Origin of the sequence: Rhizobium sp. PvP014 (assembly GCF_017876855.1) — a bacterium.
GTDB classification, from domain to species: Bacteria; Pseudomonadota; Alphaproteobacteria; order Rhizobiales; family Rhizobiaceae; genus Neorhizobium; species Neorhizobium soli.
In genome coordinates this window covers 483,078-505,212 of the sequence record NZ_JAGIOT010000001.1, presented here as the reverse complement: position 1 = coordinate 505,212, position 22,135 = coordinate 483,078, and the positions used below count along the sequence as shown (strand labels likewise).

17 protein-coding genes and 1 pseudogene are annotated in these 22,135 nt (G+C 59.4%); 12 read left to right on the top strand and 6 right to left on the bottom strand.

Annotated elements, in window-relative coordinates; genetic code table 11:
* The first annotated feature begins 325 nt into the window (after window positions 1-325).
* From J3A65_RS02320 to J3A65_RS02305, 4 genes and pseudogenes are all read left to right on the top strand, one after another.
* Window positions 326-1,429 carry a branched-chain amino acid ABC transporter substrate-binding protein gene (locus tag J3A65_RS02320; RefSeq protein WP_192078549.1) on the top strand — a complete coding sequence of 368 codons (1,104 nt, stop codon included), beginning with the start codon at window positions 326-328 and terminating at the stop codon, window positions 1,427-1,429.
* 388 nt (window positions 1,430-1,817) lie between these two features.
* Window positions 1,818-2,366, top strand: a complete 549-nt coding sequence (locus tag J3A65_RS02315) for a TRAP transporter small permease subunit (protein WP_062459277.1) — start codon at window positions 1,818-1,820, stop codon at window positions 2,364-2,366.
* Between the two features lie 21 nt (window positions 2,367-2,387).
* Window positions 2,388-3,955: pseudogene (locus tag J3A65_RS02310) on the top strand (TRAP transporter large permease subunit).
* Window positions 3,956-4,017: 62 nt separating this feature from the next.
* Window positions 4,018-5,133, top strand: coding sequence for a TRAP transporter substrate-binding protein (locus J3A65_RS02305; protein WP_062578270.1), 1,116 nt, complete (start codon window positions 4,018-4,020; stop codon window positions 5,131-5,133).
* Window positions 5,134-5,324: 191 nt separating this feature from the next.
* Here J3A65_RS02305 and J3A65_RS02300 read toward each other — a convergent pair whose 3' ends face one another.
* Complete coding sequence (locus J3A65_RS02300; RefSeq protein WP_209899916.1) at window positions 5,325-6,371, bottom strand: NAD(P)-dependent alcohol dehydrogenase; 1,047 nt, start codon at window positions 6,369-6,371, stop codon at window positions 5,325-5,327.
* A gap of 368 nt (window positions 6,372-6,739) precedes the next feature.
* Between J3A65_RS02300 and J3A65_RS02295 the strand changes: the two genes are divergently transcribed.
* The 8 genes from J3A65_RS02295 to dhaL (J3A65_RS02260) all read left to right on the top strand — a co-directional run bounded on the left by J3A65_RS02295 (window position 6,740) and on the right by dhaL (J3A65_RS02260) (window position 15,824).
* Window positions 6,740-8,218 (top strand): sugar ABC transporter ATP-binding protein, encoded by a 1,479-nt coding sequence (locus J3A65_RS02295; protein ID WP_209899059.1) that lies wholly within the window; start codon window positions 6,740-6,742, stop codon window positions 8,216-8,218.
* Window positions 8,219-8,285: 67 nt separating this feature from the next.
* Window positions 8,286-9,290, top strand: a complete 1,005-nt coding sequence (locus J3A65_RS02290; RefSeq protein WP_062578276.1) for a sugar ABC transporter permease — start codon at window positions 8,286-8,288, stop codon at window positions 9,288-9,290.
* 84 nt (window positions 9,291-9,374) lie between these two features.
* Window positions 9,375-10,361 (top strand): substrate-binding domain-containing protein, encoded by a 987-nt coding sequence (locus J3A65_RS02285; RefSeq protein ID WP_062578278.1) that lies wholly within the window; start codon window positions 9,375-9,377, stop codon window positions 10,359-10,361.
* A gap of 74 nt (window positions 10,362-10,435) precedes the next feature.
* Window positions 10,436-11,209: an SDR family oxidoreductase gene (locus tag J3A65_RS02280; RefSeq protein ID WP_062578280.1), complete on the top strand. Its 774-nt coding sequence runs from the start codon at window positions 10,436-10,438 to the stop codon at window positions 11,207-11,209.
* Window positions 11,210-11,218: 9 nt separating this feature from the next.
* A complete protein-coding gene (locus tag J3A65_RS02275; protein ID WP_062578282.1) occupies window positions 11,219-12,211 on the top strand; it encodes a dihydroxyacetone kinase subunit DhaK in 993 nt (330 codons plus the stop codon).
* A 10-nt stretch (window positions 12,212-12,221) separates the two neighbouring features.
* Entirely contained in the window at window positions 12,222-12,869 is a 648-nt protein-coding gene (dhaL, locus tag J3A65_RS02270; RefSeq protein WP_062578284.1) for a dihydroxyacetone kinase subunit DhaL, read from the top strand.
* A gap of 192 nt (window positions 12,870-13,061) precedes the next feature.
* A complete protein-coding gene (locus tag J3A65_RS02265; RefSeq protein ID WP_245341456.1) occupies window positions 13,062-15,137 on the top strand; it encodes a bifunctional sugar-binding transcriptional regulator/dihydroxyacetone kinase subunit DhaK in 2,076 nt (691 codons plus the stop codon).
* Window positions 15,138-15,179: 42 nt separating this feature from the next.
* Window positions 15,180-15,824, top strand: a complete 645-nt coding sequence (dhaL, locus tag J3A65_RS02260; RefSeq protein WP_209899911.1) for a dihydroxyacetone kinase subunit DhaL — start codon at window positions 15,180-15,182, stop codon at window positions 15,822-15,824.
* A 171-nt stretch (window positions 15,825-15,995) separates the two neighbouring features.
* On the opposite strand, the gene J3A65_RS02255 is transcribed toward dhaL (J3A65_RS02260), so the two are convergent.
* From J3A65_RS02255 to J3A65_RS02235, 5 genes are all read right to left on the bottom strand, one after another.
* Window positions 15,996-17,095 (bottom strand): IS3 family transposase gene (locus tag J3A65_RS02255; RefSeq protein WP_209899056.1). Its coding sequence is split into 2 segments (ribosomal slippage): window positions 15,996-16,843 and window positions 16,843-17,095, totalling 1,101 coding nucleotides; the frame shifts between segments, so codons are not numbered across the junction.
* A 241-nt stretch (window positions 17,096-17,336) separates the two neighbouring features.
* Window positions 17,337-19,451, bottom strand: coding sequence for a methyl-accepting chemotaxis protein (locus J3A65_RS02250; RefSeq protein ID WP_209899053.1), 2,115 nt, complete (start codon window positions 19,449-19,451; stop codon window positions 17,337-17,339).
* A gap of 528 nt (window positions 19,452-19,979) precedes the next feature.
* A complete protein-coding gene (locus J3A65_RS02245; RefSeq protein WP_092663313.1) occupies window positions 19,980-20,726 on the bottom strand; it encodes a phosphoglycerate mutase family protein in 747 nt (248 codons plus the stop codon).
* Between the two features lie 158 nt (window positions 20,727-20,884).
* Window positions 20,885-21,274: an SgcJ/EcaC family oxidoreductase gene (locus J3A65_RS02240; protein WP_209899051.1), complete on the bottom strand. Its 390-nt coding sequence runs from the start codon at window positions 21,272-21,274 to the stop codon at window positions 20,885-20,887.
* Window positions 21,258-21,983, bottom strand: a complete 726-nt coding sequence (locus J3A65_RS02235) for a GntR family transcriptional regulator (RefSeq protein ID WP_062459260.1) — start codon at window positions 21,981-21,983, stop codon at window positions 21,258-21,260. Before J3A65_RS02235 ends, J3A65_RS02240 begins: the two co-directional genes overlap by 17 nt.
* Window positions 21,984-22,135: the final 152 nt, after the last annotated feature.

Here is a 22,135-nt window from a genome sequence, read left to right as displayed (position 1 = left end):
GGCGCCATGGACGGCTGCCCGGATCATGGGTTGGTTCCGTCGTGTGAGTTGCCGGCATGAAAGGGCACGGCTGCAGCCGCCCATCACGTCCCCACAAGAAGGCGTGAATTATTCAATCAAGAGGTCATTGCTTCCGGTTATCTTCTTGCGTCACCGGCCCAATATTTCTAGGAAAATTGTCGGACGCACGGAGAAGCTCACTATGGCCACGCGCGGACCGGACGCGCCCTCCCTCTTCCACCAGTCATGGCATTGCCGACGGTTTGAGCGGGTTCGGCGCACGATTAGCACGCGGGTCGGGAGGTCCGCATCCCAGGAGACTGACATGACATTGAAGACAATCACTGCGGCACTCGCTGCCACACTCGCATTCGCCCCGCTTGCCTACGCCGACATCACGGTCGGCCTCATCGCGCCGCTGACCGGCCCGGTTGCTGCGATCGGCGCGCAGATCAAGAACGGCGCGGAAACCGCGGTCGAGGAAATCAACAAGAAGGGCGGCGTCAACGGCGAGAAGATCGTGCTGAAAATTGTCGACGATGCCGGCGAACCGAAGCAGGGCGTCTCTGCCGCCAATCAGCTGATCGCCGACGATATCCGTTTCGTGGTCGGCCCTGTCACATCGGGCGTCTCTATCCCCGCCTCGGTCGCGTTTGCCGAAAACGGTGCGCTGATGGTTACCCCGACAGCCACTTCGCCGGAACTGACCGCGCGTGGCCTTTCCACCGTGTTTCGCACCTGCGGCCGGGACGACCAGCAGGCGGACGTTGCAGCAAAATTCGTGGTCGAGAAATTCAAGGACAAGAAGATCGCCATCCTCAACGACAAGGGGCAGTATGGCAAGGGTCTCGCCGATGCCTTCAAGGCGTCGCTGAATGCGTCCGGCATCACGGAAGTCTTCAACGATGCGCTGACGGCGGGCGACAAGGATTTTAGCGCGCTGGTGACACGCCTGAAGTCGGAAGGCACCGAAGTCCTCTATTTCGGCGGCTATCACCCGGAAGCAGGCCTTCTGGTGCGCCAGATGAAGGATGCCGGCATGAATGTGCAGCTGATCGCGGGTGACGGCCTTTCCAACAGCGAGTTCATCACCACCGGCGGCGACGCAGCCAACGGCACGATCTTCACCAACGCTGCCGACGCGCTGAAGAATACCGACAGCAAGGCCGCGGCCGATGCGCTCATTGCAAAAAAGATCCCCGCCGAAGCCTTTACCCTCAACGCCTATGCAGCCGTCGAGGTCATCGCCGCCGGCATCGCCAAGGCTGGCAGCACCGACGACGCTGAGGCAGTTGCTGCCGCGCTCAAGGATGGCACCGGTATCAAGACTGCCATTGGCGAACTGACCTACGGTGAAACCGGCGATCTCAGCTCGCAGAGCTTTTCCGTCTACAAGTGGGAAGGCGGAAAGACGGTTGTGGCCGAATAAGGCCGCTCCGGATCTGTATTGCGACGGGCGCCCTAGGCGCCCGTTTGCTTGCCGTCGGTGCGCTAGCCTTCAATTATCGCCTGAAGCGACGGCGGCTGAAACCAGACCTATTTTCTCAAAGACACTGATTTGACGACAGAAATCTCTCGTCATGCGCGTCACGCGTTCATGCTGGATGCGAAAAGAACAAGCGTCGAAATCGAGAATCAGCGGGGACGTTTGCGCTCCCTACGTCATGGTCTGTTCCAGCCCATAGCAACGTGTATCGAAGCCTTTTCCCAGACCGCGAGATTGGCCTCTTGTCATAATGCTCTTGTCGCGTGTGATTTGCGGCGATAGTAGTGCATAGGACAGCTGCCTTCGGGCAGCTTGCCTGGGAGGGTTTGAAATGTCTGGTCTACTCGCCGTGTCGCGCGCTATCGACGCGATGAACACGCTTTTCGGTAAAGCCGTTTCATGGCTTTTGTTGGCGGCAGTGCTGATCAGCGCCATCAACGCAGTGACCCGAAAAGTCTTCAATCTGAGCTCAAATGCCTGGCTCGAGGCGCAATGGTACCTTTTCTCCGCAGCCTTCCTGTTGGCGGCGGCCTGGACATTGCTGAGCAGCGAGCACGTCAAGGTCGATCTGGTCTATGGCCAGCTCCCCAGACGGGCGCAGCTTTGGATCGAGGTGTTCGGGACAATCTTCTTCCTGATGCCGTTCTGCCTCGTCACCATCTACCTGTCCTGGCCGATCGTCATCGCCAAATATGTGAGCGGAGAGGTCTCCAACAATACCGGTGGGCTGGTGCTGTGGCCAGTCTGGGCCATGATCCCGATTGGTTTCGGCCTGCTGGCACTCCAGGGACTGTCGGAACTCATCAAACGGCTAGCGATCCTCAGCGGTGCGATGCCCGACGCCGTCGCTCTCGCCGACGCCGAAGCGCAAGCGCTCTAATTCGTAGCAGGATACGCTCATATGTTTGCATTCTTTGCGGAAAATCTCGCGCCGATCATGTTTCTATCACTGATCGTCGTGTTGCTGCTTGGTTATCCGGTTGCCTTCGCACTCGCCTTTGTCGGCTTTGTCTTCGGTTTCATCGGCATCGAAATGGGCCTTTTGCCCATCAACCTGTTCGGAGCGATCCCTGACCGCATCTTCGGGCAGATGTCGAACGAGACACTGCTCGCCATTCCGTTCTTCACCTTCATGGGGCTGATTCTCGAGCGAAGCGGAATGGCCGAGGATCTGCTCGATACGATCGGCCAGCTGTTCGGCCCGATCCGCGGCGGGCTCGCCTTCGCGGTCATCTTCGTGGGCGCCATCCTTGCAGCCACCACAGGCGTCGTTGCGGCCTCCGTCATCTCGATGGGCCTGATCTCCCTGCCGATCATGCTGCGATATGGTTACGACCGACGGGTCGCGGCCGGCACGATCGCAGCGTCGGGAACGCTTGCCCAGATTATTCCGCCCAGCCTCGTGCTGATCATTCTGGCCGACCAGCTCGGCCGGTCGGTCGGCGACATGTACAAGGGCGCACTCGTGCCCGGTCTCATGCTGGTTGCTGCCTATACCGGCTACATCATCCTGATGTCCTTTCTGCGTCCGGCAAGCGTGCCGGCTCTTCCCATCGAGGCGCGATCGCTTCGTGGCTGGAAGCTTGTGGCCAAGGTCATCACCTCGCTCGTGCCGCCGCTCGTGCTGATCTTCCTCGTTCTCGGCACAATCTTTATCGGCCTTGCGAACCGACCGAAGGCGGCGCGATGGGCGCAGTCGGTGCTCTGCTTCTTGCAGCCTTCAATCGCAAGCTTACGCTGGCGATGGTCAAGTCGGCCCTTTACGCGACGGCGAAACTGTCCTCCTTCGTGATCTTCATCTTGCTCGGCGCGCGCGTGTTTTCGCTGACCTTCTACGGTGTCGACGGTCACGTCTGGGTAGAGCACCTGATGACGTCGATCCCGGGCGGCGAGATCGGCTTCCTGATCGTTGCCAATCTGCTCGTATTCTTCCTGGCCTTCTTTCTCGATTATTTCGAGCTGGCCTTCATCATCATCCCGCTGCTGGCACCGGTTGCCGATGCGCTCGGCATCGACCTGATCTGGTTCGGCGTGATGCTGGCGATCAACATGCAGACGTCGTTCATGCATCCGCCGTTCGGGTTCTCGCTGTTTTACCTGCGCTCCGTCGCTCCGACACGGGCCTACAAGGATCGCATCACCGGTGCGACAATCCAGCCGGTCACATCCGGCCAGATCTACATGGGCTCCCTGCCCTACCTGGCGATCCAGCTCGTCATGGTCGTCGTCGTCATCGTCTTTCCGGGTCTCGTGACCCACTACAAATCAGGATCTGCCGTCGTCGATCCATCGACGATTGAGCTCAACGTACCGATGCCGGGTGCCGATGGCGCTAACCCGTTTGGAACACCGACCCAGCCTTTCGGCGCACCGGAGCAGTCTTCCGGCGATCCCGCCGCCCCGGCCGTTGATATCCCTGCACCAGATTTCGGTTCCCCGACGCCAAGCTTCGGCGCACCGAAAAACTAGACACACGCTTTGATCGCACAGCGTGCGTTCGATACTGCCGAACCTGAGGAGGAGGAAACGCAATGACGGAAACCATCAACAGACGCAATTTCCTGACGAAAGGCGCAGTCGGAGGGGCGGCAACAGTCGCCGCGACCGCACTCGCCGCACCGGCGGTTGCCCAAGAACTGCCGAGCATCAAATGGCGCCTGACTTCGGGCTTCCCGAACAACCTCGACACGATTTACGGCGGCGCAACCGTCATGGCGGAGACACTGTCGAAGATCACCGACGGGAAATTCCAGATCCAGGTGTTTCAGGCCGGCGAACTCGTACCCGGACCGCAGGCGATCGATGCGGTGAAGGCGAACACCGTCGAGATCGCTCATACCTGCGGATACTATTTCACCGGCAAGGATCCGACATTTGCGATCGGCTCGACCATCCCCTTCGGTCTCAATGGTCGTCAGCAGAACGCTTGGCTTTACCACGGCGGCGGCAACGAGGCCTATAACGAGTTTCTTTCTGCCTATGGCGTGGTTGGCATCCCAGGCGGGGCCACCGGTGCCCAGATGGGTGGATGGTTCCGCAAGGAAATCAAGGGCGTCGCCGACCTCAAGGGCGTCAAGATGCGCATCGCCGGTGTTGCCGGCGAAGTGATGTCTCGGCTCGGCGTGGTGCCGCAGCAGCTACCGGGGGGCGATATCTATCCGGCTCTCGAGCGCGGAACAATCGACGCGGCCGAGTGGATCGGTCCCTATGACGACGAACGCCTCGGCTTCTACCAGATTGCGCCGAACTACTACTACCCGGCCTATTGGGAAGGTGGTCTCACAATCCACTTCTTCATCAACAAGGCACAGTATGAGGGTCTGCCTCCCGCCTACAAGGCCGCACTCGATGCCGCCTGCAAGGCGGCGAACATCAACATGCAGGCACTCTACGATGTGAAGAACACCGCGGCGATCCGTTCGCTCGTCGGCAAGGGCGTCAAACTGCGACCGCTGCCACGCGATGTCATGGATGCCGCCTACAAGACAACGTTCGAGCTCTACGCGGAATATAGCGCCAAGCATCCGGCATGGGCAAAGATCTATCCAGGCTGGAAGAAGTTCAGGGACGAGTCCTTCGAGTGGTTCCGCGTCGCCGAATACAGCTATGACAGCTACATGTACTCTGCCCAGGCCTCGGGCAAGTAACAAAACCGGAGGTCGGCTTTAATGCCGGCCTCCGCACTCAAGATCAGTTGGCATCGAAGAGACAGGTCTATCGTTGGGCTGTCCCGGTGGTCCTACCGTCACATCGCAAAAGCCGCAGCCGGGACGGCATGATCTCGCGTGACGATCCCATGCTTTCCCGGCCACCGGTCTAAAGAACTGATCGGATTTTCCTAAACCGCGGCGTCACCCAGAAGGATCTGCAGCTTGACGTCTGACGGGTTGCCGGCTGCTGCCCTCTCAAAGGCCTCAATGCTCTTGTCGAAAGCGAAAGTCTCGGTGATCAGCGGATTAAGGTCCACCTTACCGGATGCAATCAGCTGCAGCGCCCGGTCGAAGATATTGGCGTAGCGGAAGACCGTCTCTATTCGGATTTCCTTCGAGATCGCGCCTGCCACGTCGAACGAAACCTTGTCCACCGGCAGGCCGACCATCACGATAGCTCCACCCGGGCGAACGAGGTCGAATATCCCGTCATAGGCCTTCGGGCTGCCGCTGGCTTCGAAAACAACATCGGCGCCCCAGCCGTCGGTTTCCCGTGCGATGACCTCGGCGAAGCTTTCCTCCCCGATATTGACAGGGGTGATACCGGAATACTGGGCAGCGATGGCGAGTTTCGGTGCGCTGAAATCGGAAATGAACACGCGGCTGCACCCACCAGCGAGCGCCGCCAGAGCGACCATGATCCCGATCGGGCCGCTTCCGATCACCGCCGCAACATCGCCGGGGGCGATGCGGGCACGCGCTGCAGCCTGCATGCCAATGGCAAATGGCTCCACCATCGCGCCTTCGGCGAAGGACACGTTGTCGGGAAGCTTGTAGGTGAACGCCGCGGGATGGACAACTTCGGATGTCAAAACGCCATGGATCGGCGGCGTTGCCCAGAACCGGACGCTGGGATCGACGTTATAGATGCCGAGCTTGGATGCGCGCGACGAGAGGTCCGGTATTCCCGGTTCCATGCACACCCGGTCTCCAACCTTGAAACCGGAAACGGCCGAGCCGACCTCGATCACCGTGCCTGCCGCCTCATGTCCCAGAACCATTGGCTCACGCAGCACGTACGGTCCGATTGCGCCGTGCGTGTAGTAGTGTACGTCGCTGCCGCAGACGCCAACCGTGTGAATCTTGATCTTCAGTTCCGAAGCTCCGACCGCCAGCGGCAGGTCAATGTCTCGAAGGGCGAGAACGCCCTTTTCTTCCAGTACCAAGGCTTTCATCATCGGATCCTTTTGCTCGATGGGCGCCAAATTCGGCGCATCGGTTGACCTAGGAATAGCGACCGGTTTGAAAAAGAAAAGTGCTGTTTGGTGAGATTTTCAGCAGCTATCGCTTCTTTCTTGCGCGTATCGCCCCTTCGCCCCCAAGGTCTCGCTCTCCCCACCAAGCAGTCCTTCCGTTTGTTTTAAAACGATAAAAACAGGATTTTTGCTCACCATAGGGACACCTTCAGCCTACAATGAAGGCATGTTGACATTTGTCGAAAACTATCTGACAAATGTCACGTGCTGGCCGCTGGAGGGCGGTTAACCCAGACAGTGATTGGTCCGACGCTCATCGAGCGGAAGGATCATCGGAGGAAATTAGCGTGGAATATCTGCTTGAGGTGGAAGGACTGAAGAAGTCCTTCGGCGGCGTTGCCGCATTGCGTGAGGGTCGCTTTCAGCTGAAGCCGGGCTCGGTGCACGCGCTGTGTGGCGGCAACGGCGCCGGAAAGTCGACCTTCCTCAAAATCCTCATGGGCATTTACAAGCGCGATGCCGGCTCCATTCGCCGTCGCGGTCAGGACGTCGATTTTTCAGGCCCAGCCGAAGCGCTCGCCTCCGGCATCGCGATCATCGAACAGGAACTGAGCCCTGTCCCTCATATGACCGTGGCGGAAAACATCTATCTTGGTCGCGAACCCTCCGGGCGCTTCGGCGGCGTCGACTTCAAGACGATGAACCGTAACGCCCAGCGGTTGCTGGATCAGCTCGAATTCCAGATCCGTCCCACTCAGTTCATGATGAACCTTTCGGTTGCGCAGATGCAACTGGTCGAGATCGCCAAGGCGCTCAGCCACGATGCGGAAGTCATCTTCATGGACGAGCCGACATCGGCAATCGGCGAAAAGGAAGCGCAGCAGCTCTTCAAAACGATCGAACGGCTGAAGGCCGCCGGCAAGGGTATCGTCTACGTCTCGCACCGCCTGTCAGAAGTCTTCCAGATCGCGGATGCCTACACGGTGTTCCGCGACGGCTCCTATATCGGCTCGGGTGACTTGGCTGATATCGACAGGCCGAGCCTGATCAAGATGATCGTCGGTCGGGAACTGGGCGAGGAATATATCAAGACCAACACGCCGACGGAAACGGATGGCCTACAGGTTACGGGGCTGACAGCCGCCGGCAAGATCGACGACATTTCGTTTTCGGTTTGCAAGGGTGAGATCTTCGGGATCTACGGACTTATGGGATCCGGCCGGTCGGAAATTTTCAACTGCATCTTTGGTCTCGATCGTCTCGATAGCGGCGAAATCAGGATCGATGGCGCGCCGGTCAAGGTCAGCAAGCCGGCTGACGCGATGGAGCACGGGCTCGCTTTCGTTACCGAGGACCGCAAGCTGACCGGGCTCAATCTGACCGATAGCGTCAGAGGCAACATTGCGCTTGCCAGCCTGCCGGAACTCAGCCCCAATTTCGTCATGCGTCGCCGCGGCGAGCAGGCTGCCAGCCGGAACATGATCGAAAGATTTGCGATCAAGGCGGCCCGCGACACGATGCCGGTCTCGGGCCTGTCAGGCGGCAATCAGCAAAAGGTCGTCCTGGGCAAGTGGTTCCTGCGCAATCCCAAGGTGCTTCTGCTCGATGAACCGACGCGTGGCGTCGATGTCGGCGCCAAGCGCGAGATCTATCGCATCATCTGCGAATTCGCCGAGGCCGGTGGAACCGTAGTGATGATTTCATCGGAAATCGACGAAGTGCTGGGCATGTCCGACCGCATCCTCGTCATGCGCAACGGTCGCTCGACTGGCATCTATCCGCGCGCGGAGACAGACGCGCAGGCGTTGGTGCACCTTTCTACGTGACGGGCCCGGGTCACTGGGCCAGACGCGCATTTTCAAGATTCGATCGGCATGGGAAGAGGTAAGAACAGTGTCCGCCACAGAAAACAAGCCGGCAGCCGCATGGTTCGGTTCGGATAACCGCAAGTTGCTCATCCAGGAATACGGCATCTTTCTCGCCTTCCTGCTCCTGGCATTCATCCTGTCGGTCTCCAACGAGTACTTCCTCACCGCCGGCAATATCTCGAACGTGCTTCTACAGACATCTATCAATGGGGTGCTGGCGATCGGCATGACATTCGTCATCCTGACCCGGGGCATCGACCTCTCCGTCGGCTCGGTCGTAGCGCTCGCTGGTATGGTGGCCGCGAGCCTTGCGACGACTTCAGCGACCGCCGGCGTTGCGGGCGGCCCCTATCCGGCATTCGTCGCGTTCGCGGCGGGCATTCTCGTCGGTCTCGCATGCGGCATGGTCGTCGGTGTAATCGTCTCGCGCTTCTCCGTCCCCGCCTTCGTTGCCACCCTCGGCATGCTGTCGGCGGCACGCGGCATGACGCTGATCTATGGCGGCGGCAGACCTGTCCCGGCGCTTATCCCGGATTTTCGCTGGCTTGGAACCGGCAACATTATCGGCATCCCGATGCCGGTCGTCGTTCTCGCCGTCGTCTTCATTGCCTCTTGGTGGGTTCTCAACCGCACGCGCTTTGGCCGCTATATCTACGCCGTCGGCGGCAACCCGCATGCCGCCGTGACTTCAGGCATCAACGTCACCCGCATCAAGTTCGCCGTGTACTGCATCTCGGGAGCACTTGCGGGTCTTGCCGGTATGATCCTTGCCGCTCGCACGGGCTCCGGCCTGCCGCAGGCCGGTGTTGCCTACGAGCTCGACGCCATCGCGGCCGTGGTCATCGGCGGTACCAGCCTCTCGGGTGGTGTCGGTCGCGTCACGGGAACCCTGATCGGCGCGCTCATTATCGGCGTCATGAACAACGGTCTCGATCTGCTCGGCATCGAATCTTACTACCAGCAGGTCCTCAAAGGGGCGCTGATCGTCGGTGCGGTCATGCTGGATCAAAAACGCAATCAAGGGGCCTGACCCCAGAACAATTCGGATCGCGAAACGGTCCGACATGTACCGCGCGTCAAAACGGCGACCGGACATTCCGTGGAGGAGATGAAAATGAAGAAACTTTTGCTTGCTCTCGTCGCCAGTGCGGCGATGCTTTCGGCACCCGCAATGGCGCAGGACAAGAAGCTCAAGATTGGCGCGACCACCTATGGTCTCAATGCTGAATTCATGCAGATCTGGTCGGCGGCTCTGAAGGAACATCCGGCCGTCAAGAGCGGCAAGGTCGATGTCACGGTGTTCGATGGCCGATATGACGCGCTGGTCCAGCAGGAACAGTTCAACACGATGATCACACAGAAATTCGACGCGATCATCTTCGTGCCGATGGATATCGAGGCCGGCGCGACCGCTGTGCAGATGGCCCATGATGCCGGCATCCCCGTTGTCGGCTCCAATGCCCGCGTCAATTCCGATCTCCTCACATCCTATGTCGGCTCGAACGACGTGGAAGCCGGCGAGCTCGAAGCCAAGGCAGTCTTGGACAAGATGGGCTGCAAGGGCAATCTCGTCATCATCGAAGGCCCGATCGGCCAGTCCGGCCAGATCCAGCGCCTGGAAGGCAATGAAAAGGCACTCGCTGCCTGCCCGGACGTAAAGGTTCTCGAAAAGCAGACCGGCAACTGGTCGCGCGCCGAAGCTCAGACCCTGATGGAAAACTGGCTGACATCCCATCCGGGCCAGATCAATGGCATCATCGGCCAGAACGACGAAATGGCACTCGGTGCGATCGAGGCAATCAAGGCTGCAGGTCTGAAGGTTGAAGACTTCGCGATTGCCGGCGTCGATGGCGTGACGGATGCGATCAACTCGGTGAAGCGCGGCGAGATGGCTTCCATCCTGCAGGACGCCAACGCCCAGGCTCAGGGCGCTCTCGACGTCGCCATCAAGGCCGCCAACAAGGACTACAAGCCCGAATCGAAGATCTGGACCCAGTATCCGGACATGAAGTGGGCGGATGGCGCCGAGAAGGACTACCTCGTGCCTTGGACGCCTGTCACGAAAGAAAACGCCGACAAGCTGCTCGAGTCCCGTAACTGATACTTTTCGTTTTCGATCCAAGGGAGGGGCGGTGACCGCCGCCCCTCCCGTCTCCGTCGCAAAGGCTTGAAGACATGAGTGATACCGCTCCCCAGATCGACCTGAATTTCCCCCTGAACGGCAAGATTGCCGTCGTCACCGGCGCCGCATCCGGCATCGGCGCTGCCGTCTGCGACGCGCTGACCGAAAAGGGCGCGACCGTCGCCGTGCTTGACCTCAATGCCGAACTGGCCGCAGCAAAAGCGGCCGAACTCGGTGGCGCATCGAAATCCTTCGTCTGCGATGTCTCGCAGGCATCTTCCGTCGAGAAGGCGATCGCGGGCGTCCTCGACACCTTCGGCCACATCGATATAGCCGTCAGCAGCGCGGGGGTCGTCTTCCTCGCTCCGGCCGAGGATCTGTCGCTCGATTACTGGGATAAGACGATCGACATCAACCTGAAGGGCACTTTTCTCTTCACGCAGGCAGTCGGAAGGGCGATGATCGCCGCTGGCAAGGGCGGCAAGATCGTCAATCTCGCCTCGCAGGCGGGCACCGTCGCAATCGAGGAACACGTCGCCTACTGCGCCTCCAAATTCGGCGTCATCGGCATGTCGAAGACCTTCGCGGCCGAGTGGGGAAAATACGGTATCTGCGTGAATACCATTTCGCCAACAGTCGTGCTGACGGAACTCGGAAAGAAGGCTTGGGCCGGCGAAAAGGGTGAAAATGCGAAGAAGCGTATCCCGATCGGCCGTTTCGCCTACCCGCAGGAAATCGCCGCAGCGGCAGTCTTTCTTGTCTCCAATGGTGCGGACATGATCAACGGCGCCGATCTCCTGATCGACGGCGGTTACACAATTCTCTGAGGACAAACCATGCAGCGTTTCGTCAATAATCCTGATCTTGTCGTCGAAGATACGGTCAAGGGCTTCGTCAAGGCCCATTCCGATATCGTCCGGCTTGCGGAAAACCCACGTGTCGTCGTGGCGAAGAATGCCCCCGTCAAAGGCAAGGTCGGCATCGTCACCGGCGGCGGTTCGGGTCATGAACCCGCTTTCATGGGCTACACCGGCAAGAACATGCTGGATGCGGTCGCCGTTGGCGAACTTTTCTCCTCGCCGACAGCCAAGAGCTTCTCTGACGCATTCCGCGAGGCAAATGGAGGCGCAGGAGTGGTGTGCCTTTACGGCAATTATGCCGGCGACAACATGAACGTGAAGATGGCAACCAAGCTTGCCACCAAGGAAGGAATCGAGGTTTTGACGGTCGTCGCCAACGACGACGTCTGCTCGGCTCCCCTGTCCGAGCGGGAGAAGCGCCGCGGGGTCGCCGGCGAGATCTTCATGTGGAAGATCGGCAGCGCCAAGGCCAGCCAGGGCGGTTCGCTCGAGGAGGTTCGCGCCGTCGCGCAGAAGGCGATCGACAACTGCCGGTCGATCGGCGTTGGCCTTGGACCCTGCACGCTTCCTGCCGTCGGCCATCCCAATTTCCAGATCGAGCCCGGCACGATGGAAGTCGGCATCGGCCACCATGGCGAGCCTGGGGTGCGGGTCGAACCGCTCAAAAAAGCCGAAGACGTTGCAAGGGACATGGTGAAGATCGTGCTCGACGATCATGACCTGCCGGCCGGCGTCGAAGTCGCCGTGCTCGTGTCAGGCCTCGGCGCGACGCCGCTCAACGAACTCTACATCCTCAACGATACGATCGAAACCGAGATTTCCGCGCGTGGCCTGAAGGTCTACAAGACCTTCATCGGCAACTATTTCACGTCGCTGGAAATGGTGGGAGCGACCCTGACGGTCATGGCGCTCGACGACGAAACCAAGCCGCTTCTCGATCTCGAGACGCGCTGCACCATGCTGCTTTAAGGACCTGGCGATGCAGACTTTCCTCAATGCCCACGCGGGCGATATCGTGATTGCGATCGCCGACCGCATCATCGAAAACCGCGCCTATCTCAGTGAGATCGACGGCAAGATCGGTGATGGTGACCACGGCGTCAACATGGCCAAGGGCTTCGGCATGACGTCCGAGCGCCTCAAGACCCAAGACGTGTCGCTGGCCGAAGCCTTCGATACGCTCGGCACTGTGTTGATGACGGAGATTGGCGGCTCTATGGGTCCGCTTTACGGCGTGATGTTCACCGAGTTCGCAGAAACGCTCGAAGGCAAGGATGTCGTTGACGCTCGCCTCTTCTCGACAATGCTTCATATGGGCCTTGCCGGCATTCAGTCGATCGGTTCTGCCAAGGTTGGCGACAAGACGCTGATCGACGCGTTCGTGCCGGCCATCGAAGCGTTCGACAGCACGGTCGCAGGCGGACAGTCCTTTGCTGACGCGCTGGCGGCGATGACCGAAGCCGCCGACAAGGGACGTGATTCCACCATCGACCTCGTCGCGAAGATCGGGCGCGCCAGCCGTCTCGGCGAACGCTCGCTTGGCGTTCTCGATGCCGGTGCCACGTCATGCGCCTTAATCCTCAAGGAAATCGCGAAGGGCGTGTCAGGCAAGTTGCAGGCGCCCTGAACTCAGCAAACCTCCCCCAGGACCGGGCGACCTGCCTTTTCGGGCAGGTCGCCGTCGAATTCCAGAAATAAGAAGCCAACATCGATAAATTGTCCTAAAAAATTCCGGCGGCCCGGATAGCTCGGCCCCGTATCGACTGTCGGAGCACGTTTCGGATTGACACCAGTGAAGACACAGCAGTCCGGCAAGGCGATGATCGGCACCAACGATGTCGAACACGCCCGCGAGGGCATGTCTCTGAGATATGGCGACGACCCCCTCGTCTGGGCCTGCTGGCTCTATTACGAGGATGGTCTTACCCAAGGCGATATTGCTGCCACGATGGGTGTGTCGCGCGCCACGGTGAACAACTATCTCGCAGAGGCGCGTGAGCGCGGCATCGTCAACATCGCCATCGAACCCGCCCGGCTTGCGTCACTGACCATTGCGCGCGAACTCAAGCGGCATTTCGGGCTCGTCGACTGTCTTGTCGTCCCCAGCGAAGAAACCGGCAAATCGCTGATCGAACGGATCGGTGCTGCCGGCGGCCAGGCATTGCAGCGTCTGATCAAGTCGGGCGATACAGTCGCCGTTTCCTGGGGGCGCACAATGCTTGCGATCGGCGAAGCTGCCCATGTTCCCGGATTGCAGGATGTCACGGTCATTCAGGCGGCGGGCGGAACACGGGCAAGCTTTTCCTATACGCCGGAGCTTTGCGCAGCGGCTGTCGCCGGGGCCGTTGGCGGCAGGCTCGTCAACATATCCGCCCCCGCCATCCTCTCGTCTCGAACGATGCGTGACGCTCTGTTGGAAGAGCCGCTGGTGGCCGATCAGTTCGGCATGCTGTCGCGTGCCAACAAGGCACTTTTTGGCATCTCGTCACTGAGGCCGAATTCGACCATTCACACAAGCGGCTTTTTCGAAGACGTGGCGCTGCAGGATTATCTCGCGAAGGGCGCCGTCGGCGCCGTCTCTGGCCGCTTCATCGACGGCCAGGGGCGTCCGGTGGCAGGGCCGCTGGACGAGCGCCTGATCGGCATGTCACTCGACATGCTCAAATCGGTCGGCCTACGCGTTGCTGCGGCCGGAGGATTCGACAAGGTGCCAGCGATCCTCGCTGCCCTGCGCGGCGGCTATGTCAACGTGCTGATCACCGATGCGGCGACCGGACGGGGTATTCTGAATGCCGACGGCGTGACCGTGATCGACCAGATGCTTGCGCAGCGCCCTCGCTCGGAAAGCCCGTCCAGCCAAGGGACAGGGAAAGGGACGCGGACGCGCAATCGCGTGAAGAAGTTCCTCAATGATCCGGATCATGTGGTTGAGGAAATGCTGGAAGGCGTCGTTCGGGCGCATCAGAAACATCTGATGCCCGCCGGAAAATCCAACCGGGCGTTGATAGCCAGGGAAGGTCCGCGGCCCGGCAAGGTCGGTCTTGTCATCGGCGGCGGCTCCGGTCATGAACCCTGCTTTCTCGGCTATGTGGGAAAGGGGCTGGCGGATGCGGTCGCCGTCGGCAATGTCTTTTCCTCCCCGCCGCCGATGCCAATCCTGCATTGCGCCCGGGCCGCTTCGGGTGATGCCGGTGTGCTTTTCGTCTACGGCAACTATGCCGGGGACGTCATGAACTTTGAGATGGCGGCAGAAATGGCCGAGGCCGAGGGCATCGCGGTGCGCACGGTCCTGACCACCGATGATGTCGCCTCGTCCTCCATGGAGGACCGGGACGGCCGACGTGGTGTCGCCGGCAATTTCTTTACCTTCAAGATCGCCGGTGCAGCCTGCGACCGCGGTCACTCCCTCGACGCGTGCGAAGCACTGACACGCAAGGCCAACTCCCGCACATTCACGCTGGGTGTCGCACTCGAAGCCGGCTCTATGCCGCAGACGCGCCGTCCGAGTTTCGAGATCGGGGAAGACGAGATGGAGTTCGGGATCGGCATCCATGGCGAACGGGGTGTCAGTCGCGAGAAGATCGAGAATGCCGACGCGATTGCGGACAAGATTATCGATCGCATATTTCACGAGATGGGGGCGATCGCAGGCAGCCGTGTCGCCGTACTGGTCAACTCCTTCGGTGCAACGCCATTGATGGAGCTCTATATTCTGTTCAGGCGTGTCGAGCAGAGGCTGAAGGCCAAGGGCATCGAGATCGAAGCAAACTGGATTGGCCACTACTGCACATCATTGGATATGGTCGGCGCCTCGATCTCAATCCTTCATCTCGATGACGATCTGTCTACTCTGCTCCATCATCCCTGCGACACTGCGGCGTTGAAAATAGGGTAAGGCAGGCTTTCAATGGCACAGTGCAACAGTTGGAGGGACATGGTGCACGGAAACGATGCGCGCTTACTCAGCCGAATGTTCAACAAGATCTCCGATGCGATGGCCAAGGAGAAGGATTACCTGACCGAGCTTGATGAGGCGATCGGAGACGCCGATCACGGCATCACGATGTCGCTTGGCTTCAGCGCTGTTGCGAGTGAATTGTCGCGGAGCGATCTCGACAGCATGACTGCCGCCGAAGTCATGACGGCTGCTGCGACCACGTTTCTCGATGCGGTAGGCGCATCCACGGGCCCGCTCTATGCGACCGGCTTTCTCCATGCATCCGATCGTATGAACGCACATCGACCTCTCTATGCCGCTGGCCAGGTCGCGATGCTGAGAGCCATCACAACCGGCATTCAGCAGCGGGGCAAAGGAATGCGCGGAGACAAGACCATGCTCGATGCCTGGATGCCGGCAGCCGATGCGGCGGAGGCGAGATCCGGCGAACCCGGACACATTTGGTCCTCGGCCTGCGAAGCGGGAGAATTGGGCGCCAAAGCAACGCAATCCATGATCGCGCTTCGTGGTCGCGCCGCAAGACTGGGCGAACGCTCGCTTGGCCATATCGACCCGGGCGCTGCCTCCGCGGTCGTGATCCTCAAGGCGATGCGAGAAACCTTCGACGGGACGGCATCTCGCTGAAGATTGGGGACGTTGGCCGAAATCTTGCGCGAGCATGAGAAGATGTTTGAGGAACGCGTCTCTCACTGTCACTTCGTCCATCGCGGCCACGATGACACGAGCACGTGGCTGGTGACCTGAGACCCAATCTCCCTCCAGTTTTCGGGAGAGTCTTGGATTTTTAATCTGGCCTCATGCGGCCTGTTTTTCCATGGCCATTTTCATTGCGAATTCGCTGGGGGTGATATTGCCCAGCGACGAGTGCGGTCTGTTTCTGTTGTAATCCTCCTTCCATGCAGTGATTGCGGCGCGGGCCTGAGCGAGCGACGAGAACAGCGTCTCGTTCAGGCACTCGTCGCGGAAGCTGCCGTTGAAGCTTTCGACGAAGCCGTTTTGCATCGGCTTGCCGGGGGCGATGTAATGCCATTCGACCTTGCTCTCCTGGCACCATTTGAGGATGGCCATGCTGGTCATCTCCGTCCCGTTGTCCGAGACAATCGTCCTCGGTTTTCCGCGTCTGGCGATGAGACTATCCAGTTCACGGGCAAGCCTTGCGCCTGACAGGGATGTATCGGCGACCAGGCATAGGCATTCGCGGGTGAAGTCGTCAACGACGGCCAGGACCCGAAAGCGGCGACCGTCGGTGAAGGCATCGCTGACGAAGTCCAGGCTCCAGCGCTCATTGGGACGCGAGGGCAGAGCCAGAGGACGCCTTGTCCCCAAGGCTCGCTTCCGGCCGCCGCGCTTGCGCACCGTCAGCTTCTCCTCCCGATAAAGACGCCGAAGCTTCTTCAGGTTCATGACGATCCCCTGCCGGTCGAGCATGACGTGGATACGGCGATAACCGAAGCGGCGTCGTTCAGATGCCACCTTCTTCATCGCCTCACGAATGGCCGCATCGTCAGGCCGCACGCTGCGATATCGCATGCTCGACCGATCCACCGACAGAACCTCGCACGCCCGACGCTGGCTCACCCCATGCTGCGCACAGACATGAGCCACCGCATCCCGCTTCACATCGGGCGTCACCATTTTTTTGCAGCGACATCCTTCAGGATCGCATTGTCCAGCATGGCTTCGGCGAGCAGTTTCTTCAGCTTGGCATTCTCGTCCTCAAGCGCCTTCAGCTTGCGCGCATCGGACACGTCCATGCCGCCATACTTCGCCTTGTATTTGTAGAAGGTTGCGTCCGAGATGCCGTGCTTGCGGCAGACGTCCGCCGTCTTCGCGCCCGCCTCCTGCTCCTTCAATATCCCGATGATCTGTTCTTCCGTGAACCGTGAACGCTTCATTCGTCCGTCTCCTTGATGTGACGGACTCTACCAAAATCTGGAGGAAGGTCAGGGGCTCAGGTCACTGGGGGTGTCTTGGCGGCTGCAGATCAAGCGAAAGATGTCGTGACAGCTGGAAGCTTCTTTTCACCAACCAGCACGGATCAGCCTCATACAAAAGCCCCCGAAAGGATTTCTTCGGCGGCTTTTACGGTTCACTCTCTGCGTGTGCTTTGGGAGGTTAGCCGGGATGCCGTGAAGCTTATGCCACGCGTCTGGAGAAGGACGAGGTCACTCGGGTCATCAACCGGTTCGAAGGAGCTGGAGCGTCGCCGGATTGATGCGAGTGGTGAATGCCACCTGCCACTGATCCTGTCTCGAACATACCAACGAGCTGGAAGAGCGTTTCGGCTTCTCTCGCGAGAGAATGGCTCGCTGCGGTGGATTCTTCCACCATAGCGGCATTCTGCTGCGTCCCCTGATCCATCAACGAGACGGCATGGTTGATTTCCTTGATACCCGTAGACTGTTCGCGCGAGGCTTCCACGATCGAGAGGACGTTCACGCTGATTGCCTTGACCTGATCGACGATCTGCCCAAGCGCCTCGCCCGTTTCGCCGACAAGGGAAACGCCGCTTCTGACATGTTCACCGGATTTGGCGATCAGGCTCTTGATGTCCTTGGCGGCGCTTGCGGACCGTTGCGCAAGTTCGCGAACTTCCTGTGCGACGACTGCAAAGCCCTTGCCGGCGTCACCTGCCCGGGCCGCTTCCACGCCCGCATTCAGTGCCAGAAGATTGGTCTGGAACGCGATTTCGTCGATGACGCCGATGATGGTGGAGATCTCGTTGGATGACGCTTCGATCGCATTCATTGCGTTGATTGCGTTCGTCACCACGAGGCCCGAGTGCTCGGCGTTCTTGCGCGTTTCACTGACCAGGCGACCTGCTTCTTCTGCGCGACGCGTCGTGTCGGCAACCGTGGTGGTGATCTGCTCAAGGGCTGCTGCGGTCTCCTCGACAGATGCTGCCTGCTGTTCGGTGCGCCTTGCAAGGTCGTCAGCCGCGGAGCGGATCTGGTTCGAACCGGCCGAGATCGCCTGCGCGTTGCCGCTGACGTCCACGATCGCATCTTCGAGACGCTCGATCGCACCGTTAAAGTCGACGCGGATCTTGTCGAGGCGTTCTGCAAACGCCTGGTCGATCCGATGGTTCAGCTTGCCATTCGCCATGGCACCGAGGCCAACGGCGAGCGTATCGACTGCGAACTGCACTTCGGCTGCTTCTTCCGCCTGACGCTCGTGCTGCTCGAGGCGCTGACGTTCGGACATCGAACGGTTAGCCTGCGCTTCCGCTTCCATGCGCAAGGTGTCCTGCGCGTTCTGCTTGAAGACGGCAACAGACTTGACCATGTCGCCGATTTCGCTTCGATCTGCAATGGCATCGATTTCAGCCTGTGCGTTGCCGGCCGCGAGCTCACGCATCGTCTGCACGATCCGCGTGACGGGACGGGTGATGGAGCGGGTGACGATGGTCGCGAGAACAGCAACGACCGCCAGAACGCCCAGCGAGGTGAAGACCGAAATCAGGAAATTACTGTGCTGAACCGCAGCCGAAGCGGACGCATAATCCTTTAGCTCCAGACCGGTCTGGTCTTCCACTGTCTTCAGCGCGTTGATGCGGTTGGTCGAAGCCTTATACCAGTCTTCACCGGAAATTCCACCCATCTGTCCGCCGAACGGAGCCTTCAGCGCGACGCTGCGCTGCTTCTCGACAAGCTGACCGGCATCACTCGCAAGGGCCGTCTGAAGCGCGGCACGCTGCGGTGCGCCTGCATAGCTGTTGAAATCCGCAAAGTAGACGTTCTGCATGACGCCAAACTTCACGAACTGCTGATATCCTTCCGGCGAGAAACTACCGGCCGCGAATGCTGCAGTGCCGATCATGCGTTCCTGACCAGCGCGTTCCTTACCCTGCAGAAGAGCCGAGTAGGCAACAATCCGGTTTGAGATCGTGCTGTCGCTGGTGAGCGAACTCATGGATCCGATCAGTTTGATGAGGCTACCTATCGTATCCTCGAAATAGGACGCAATATCAGGCACGCCTGCCTTTAACGCCGTAACCTCGTCACGCATTGTCTTGAGCTGGTCGAGCTTGGCTTGGGCCGAGAGCGCAAGCTGCTGCAATTCAGAGCCACCCGGAGCTTCGCTCGTCGTCAGGTTCAAGGCCTTGAAACTGGCGAGTGCTGCATCCGCTGCGAGACGCTGCTTCTCCAGGAGCGACCCGAACTCACCGAGGCCCTTGGCACCGACGAAACCAGCGGAAGCACCGCGCTCCTTCTGGATTTCATGGATGGCTGAGCCAATAACGGGCGCCATCGAAGAAATTTCGGCGACAGATTGCGCTTCCGAAGCCTGCTCAAGGCGCTTCATATTGTCCTGTACGACAGCAGCGATCAACGCAATGGTCGGGATCGACGCTACGAGAACGACCCGCGTCCTTATTTTCAAATTTCCAAAAAACCTCACGTAGGCCTCGATATCTTGCTGAATGAGCTGCAGGAAAACTGCCAAGGCTCAATGGTAGGACGATACCGATCCTTATAGAGAAAACGTATTGAGGCTTGGTTACCGTGCCTAGAATCTCATCGATGACAATTGATATCAAAGGCAAGTGCCCAAAATAGCGATTAGTCGATTGTCAGCTGGTATTCTCCGCCACCGGCATCAGTACGTCACCATCGCTGATTTGCGGGACGTTGAACGGAACCAGCCATCGCTCGAGGTACCCGACAAGCGAGCCCGGTTATCGATCTGCAGTGTCATTCGGCGGGTGTTATCGGGATACCCATACTCAGCTTGATATCTATCGCCGGCAAAAACGAGGTCCAGTTTGGTCAAGGCATTTCACGCCTCCGGCTCTGGCCTGATCGTTAGCTCTGCGCCATACGCCTGTCGCAGATCGTTCTGACCAGGCTGACGGTCGGTCGCCTGGTGCAACAGCGTCGAGGTGTATCCCATTTCGCGCGTTCCCTCGATCAGAGTGATGTCAGCATTCCCGGGATTGTCCGAACGTTCGAACCAGTCGACAGGATGCTGCAGAAAATTCATCTCGAAGGCTCGGTTGGTGACACCATGGCCGACGATCACCACGTTGTCGTGGCCGTGTCGGGCCTCGTGCATGATCGTCTGCAGGAACAACCGCATGCGCTGTGCAACATCGGCGCGGCTTTCACCATCTGGCGGCCGGGCGTAGAATTTACCGCTGTTGCTACGCAGTCTCGCCCACTTCTCGAATTCGTCGGGAAACTTTTGCTTCCGCTCGGCGTGGTCATAGATTTCAGTAAAGAGGCCGAAATCCTGCTCCCGCAACAGATAGTCCTCGCGCACCTTGCCAATGCGTTCGACAGGCAAGGCTTCAAGGAGCGCGTCCTTGCTTTGCCGTGTCCGCAGGAACGGTGAGTACCATACGCGCAGCGTTTGCACCCCCCGCCCGGTCAGGCCGGACATATAGGCCGCGATCACAGCCCCGGCTTCGGCGGCCTGGCGATGTCCCCACTGCGTCAGCGGTACGTTGTGATCTCCAAACTGGCTGTAAGCCCGTTCGTCGAGGTTACCGAGGGATTCGCCGTGGCGAACAAGAAAAACGCGCATCAGCCATCCCGCTGCATAGGTTTAGATCCGACGGCTACCATGGGCGCGCGCCTGACGATCAGCAACCCAGTCGGCAATAGCAAAGCTTGCCTGTTATCCCTTGATGTCAGATCGGTCGCGACAACAAGTCGACTGAGCGAACAAGCATACGCCATATATTACATCTCGATCTGCGAAACGTGGTTGAGGGCGATCAGCCACCTTCCTTCGCGCTTGCGCATCAGCCGCGTATTAACTCCCGTCTGATTTCCCGCTGGGCGGATCAGCTGGTAGTTGCTGATGAGCTGGGCTGCGTCGTCGCACAGGATTTCGATGCGGATATTGGATAAGGTCAGCTGACCTTGCGAGCCCTCGGACCCGCCATAATCGCTGATGTAATGGTCGAGCGTCGCCTGCCAATCCTTCTGGACGCGGCCGCGGGAAACAAAGACGACATCCGGGTTGGCAAAGCCAGCCATGTAGCCATGAAAGTTGCCGGTATTCCACGCTTGCTGCATGACGCCAATGACGTCGCGGATGGCCTGTTTTTCATCATCCTGCGTCATCATGAGCCTCCTTATTATCCAGCGGATCATTGTCCTGGATGGTCTTTACCTTCTGCTGCTGACGCCTGACCAAAACCTCTTGCGCGGCCGAGACCAGATGCCGCCTCAGCGCGTTTTCGGCGGCTTTCGCATCCTGCTCGAGAACCGCGTCAACGATTTGCTGATGCTCGTCACACGATCGTTTCAGACGCCCCACGTCCTTCAGCTGATATTTCCGGAAGGGAGCAAGCTTCAACCGCAGCGTTTGCGCTGCACTGATCAGATCCCTGTTGTGGCAACCCTGAAACAGCAGGCTGTGAAACTCCGTGTTAACGGCGTTGTAGCCAACGTGGTCTCCATCCTGTGCGAGGCCGTTCATCTCACGATGCATGGCTTCCAACTCAGCCCGTTCGCGCATCGTCATGCGCTGGGACGACAGCCTGCCGCATGTCGCTTCCAGTTCCGCCATGGCCTCGAACATTTCGTCGATGCGCTCCGTGGAAATCTGGGTGACAATGACGCCCTTGAATGCTTCCCGCTCGGCCAGTCCCCGGCCGCACAGGATGCGAAGAGCCTCACGGACGGGCGTGCGAGACACCTGGAACTGGACCGCGAGAGAGTTCTCGTCGAGCCGCGATCCAGCAGCAATTTCCCCTGTGATCACAGCTTCTTCCAGCTGGTCGGCGATAACATCGCTACGAGCTTTTTTCAGTGGCGTCCGTCCATCCAGCATAGGTTTCCTTCCCCACAAGGTCACACACCATCCTATCGCGACGAAAGTAAATTACACAACTGACTTGCCATGTGCCCGAATAATATACAATGTGTCCACAGAGGACGGGATTGTATCCCAAAGGGACGTTGGAGGCAATTTGCGTGGAGATA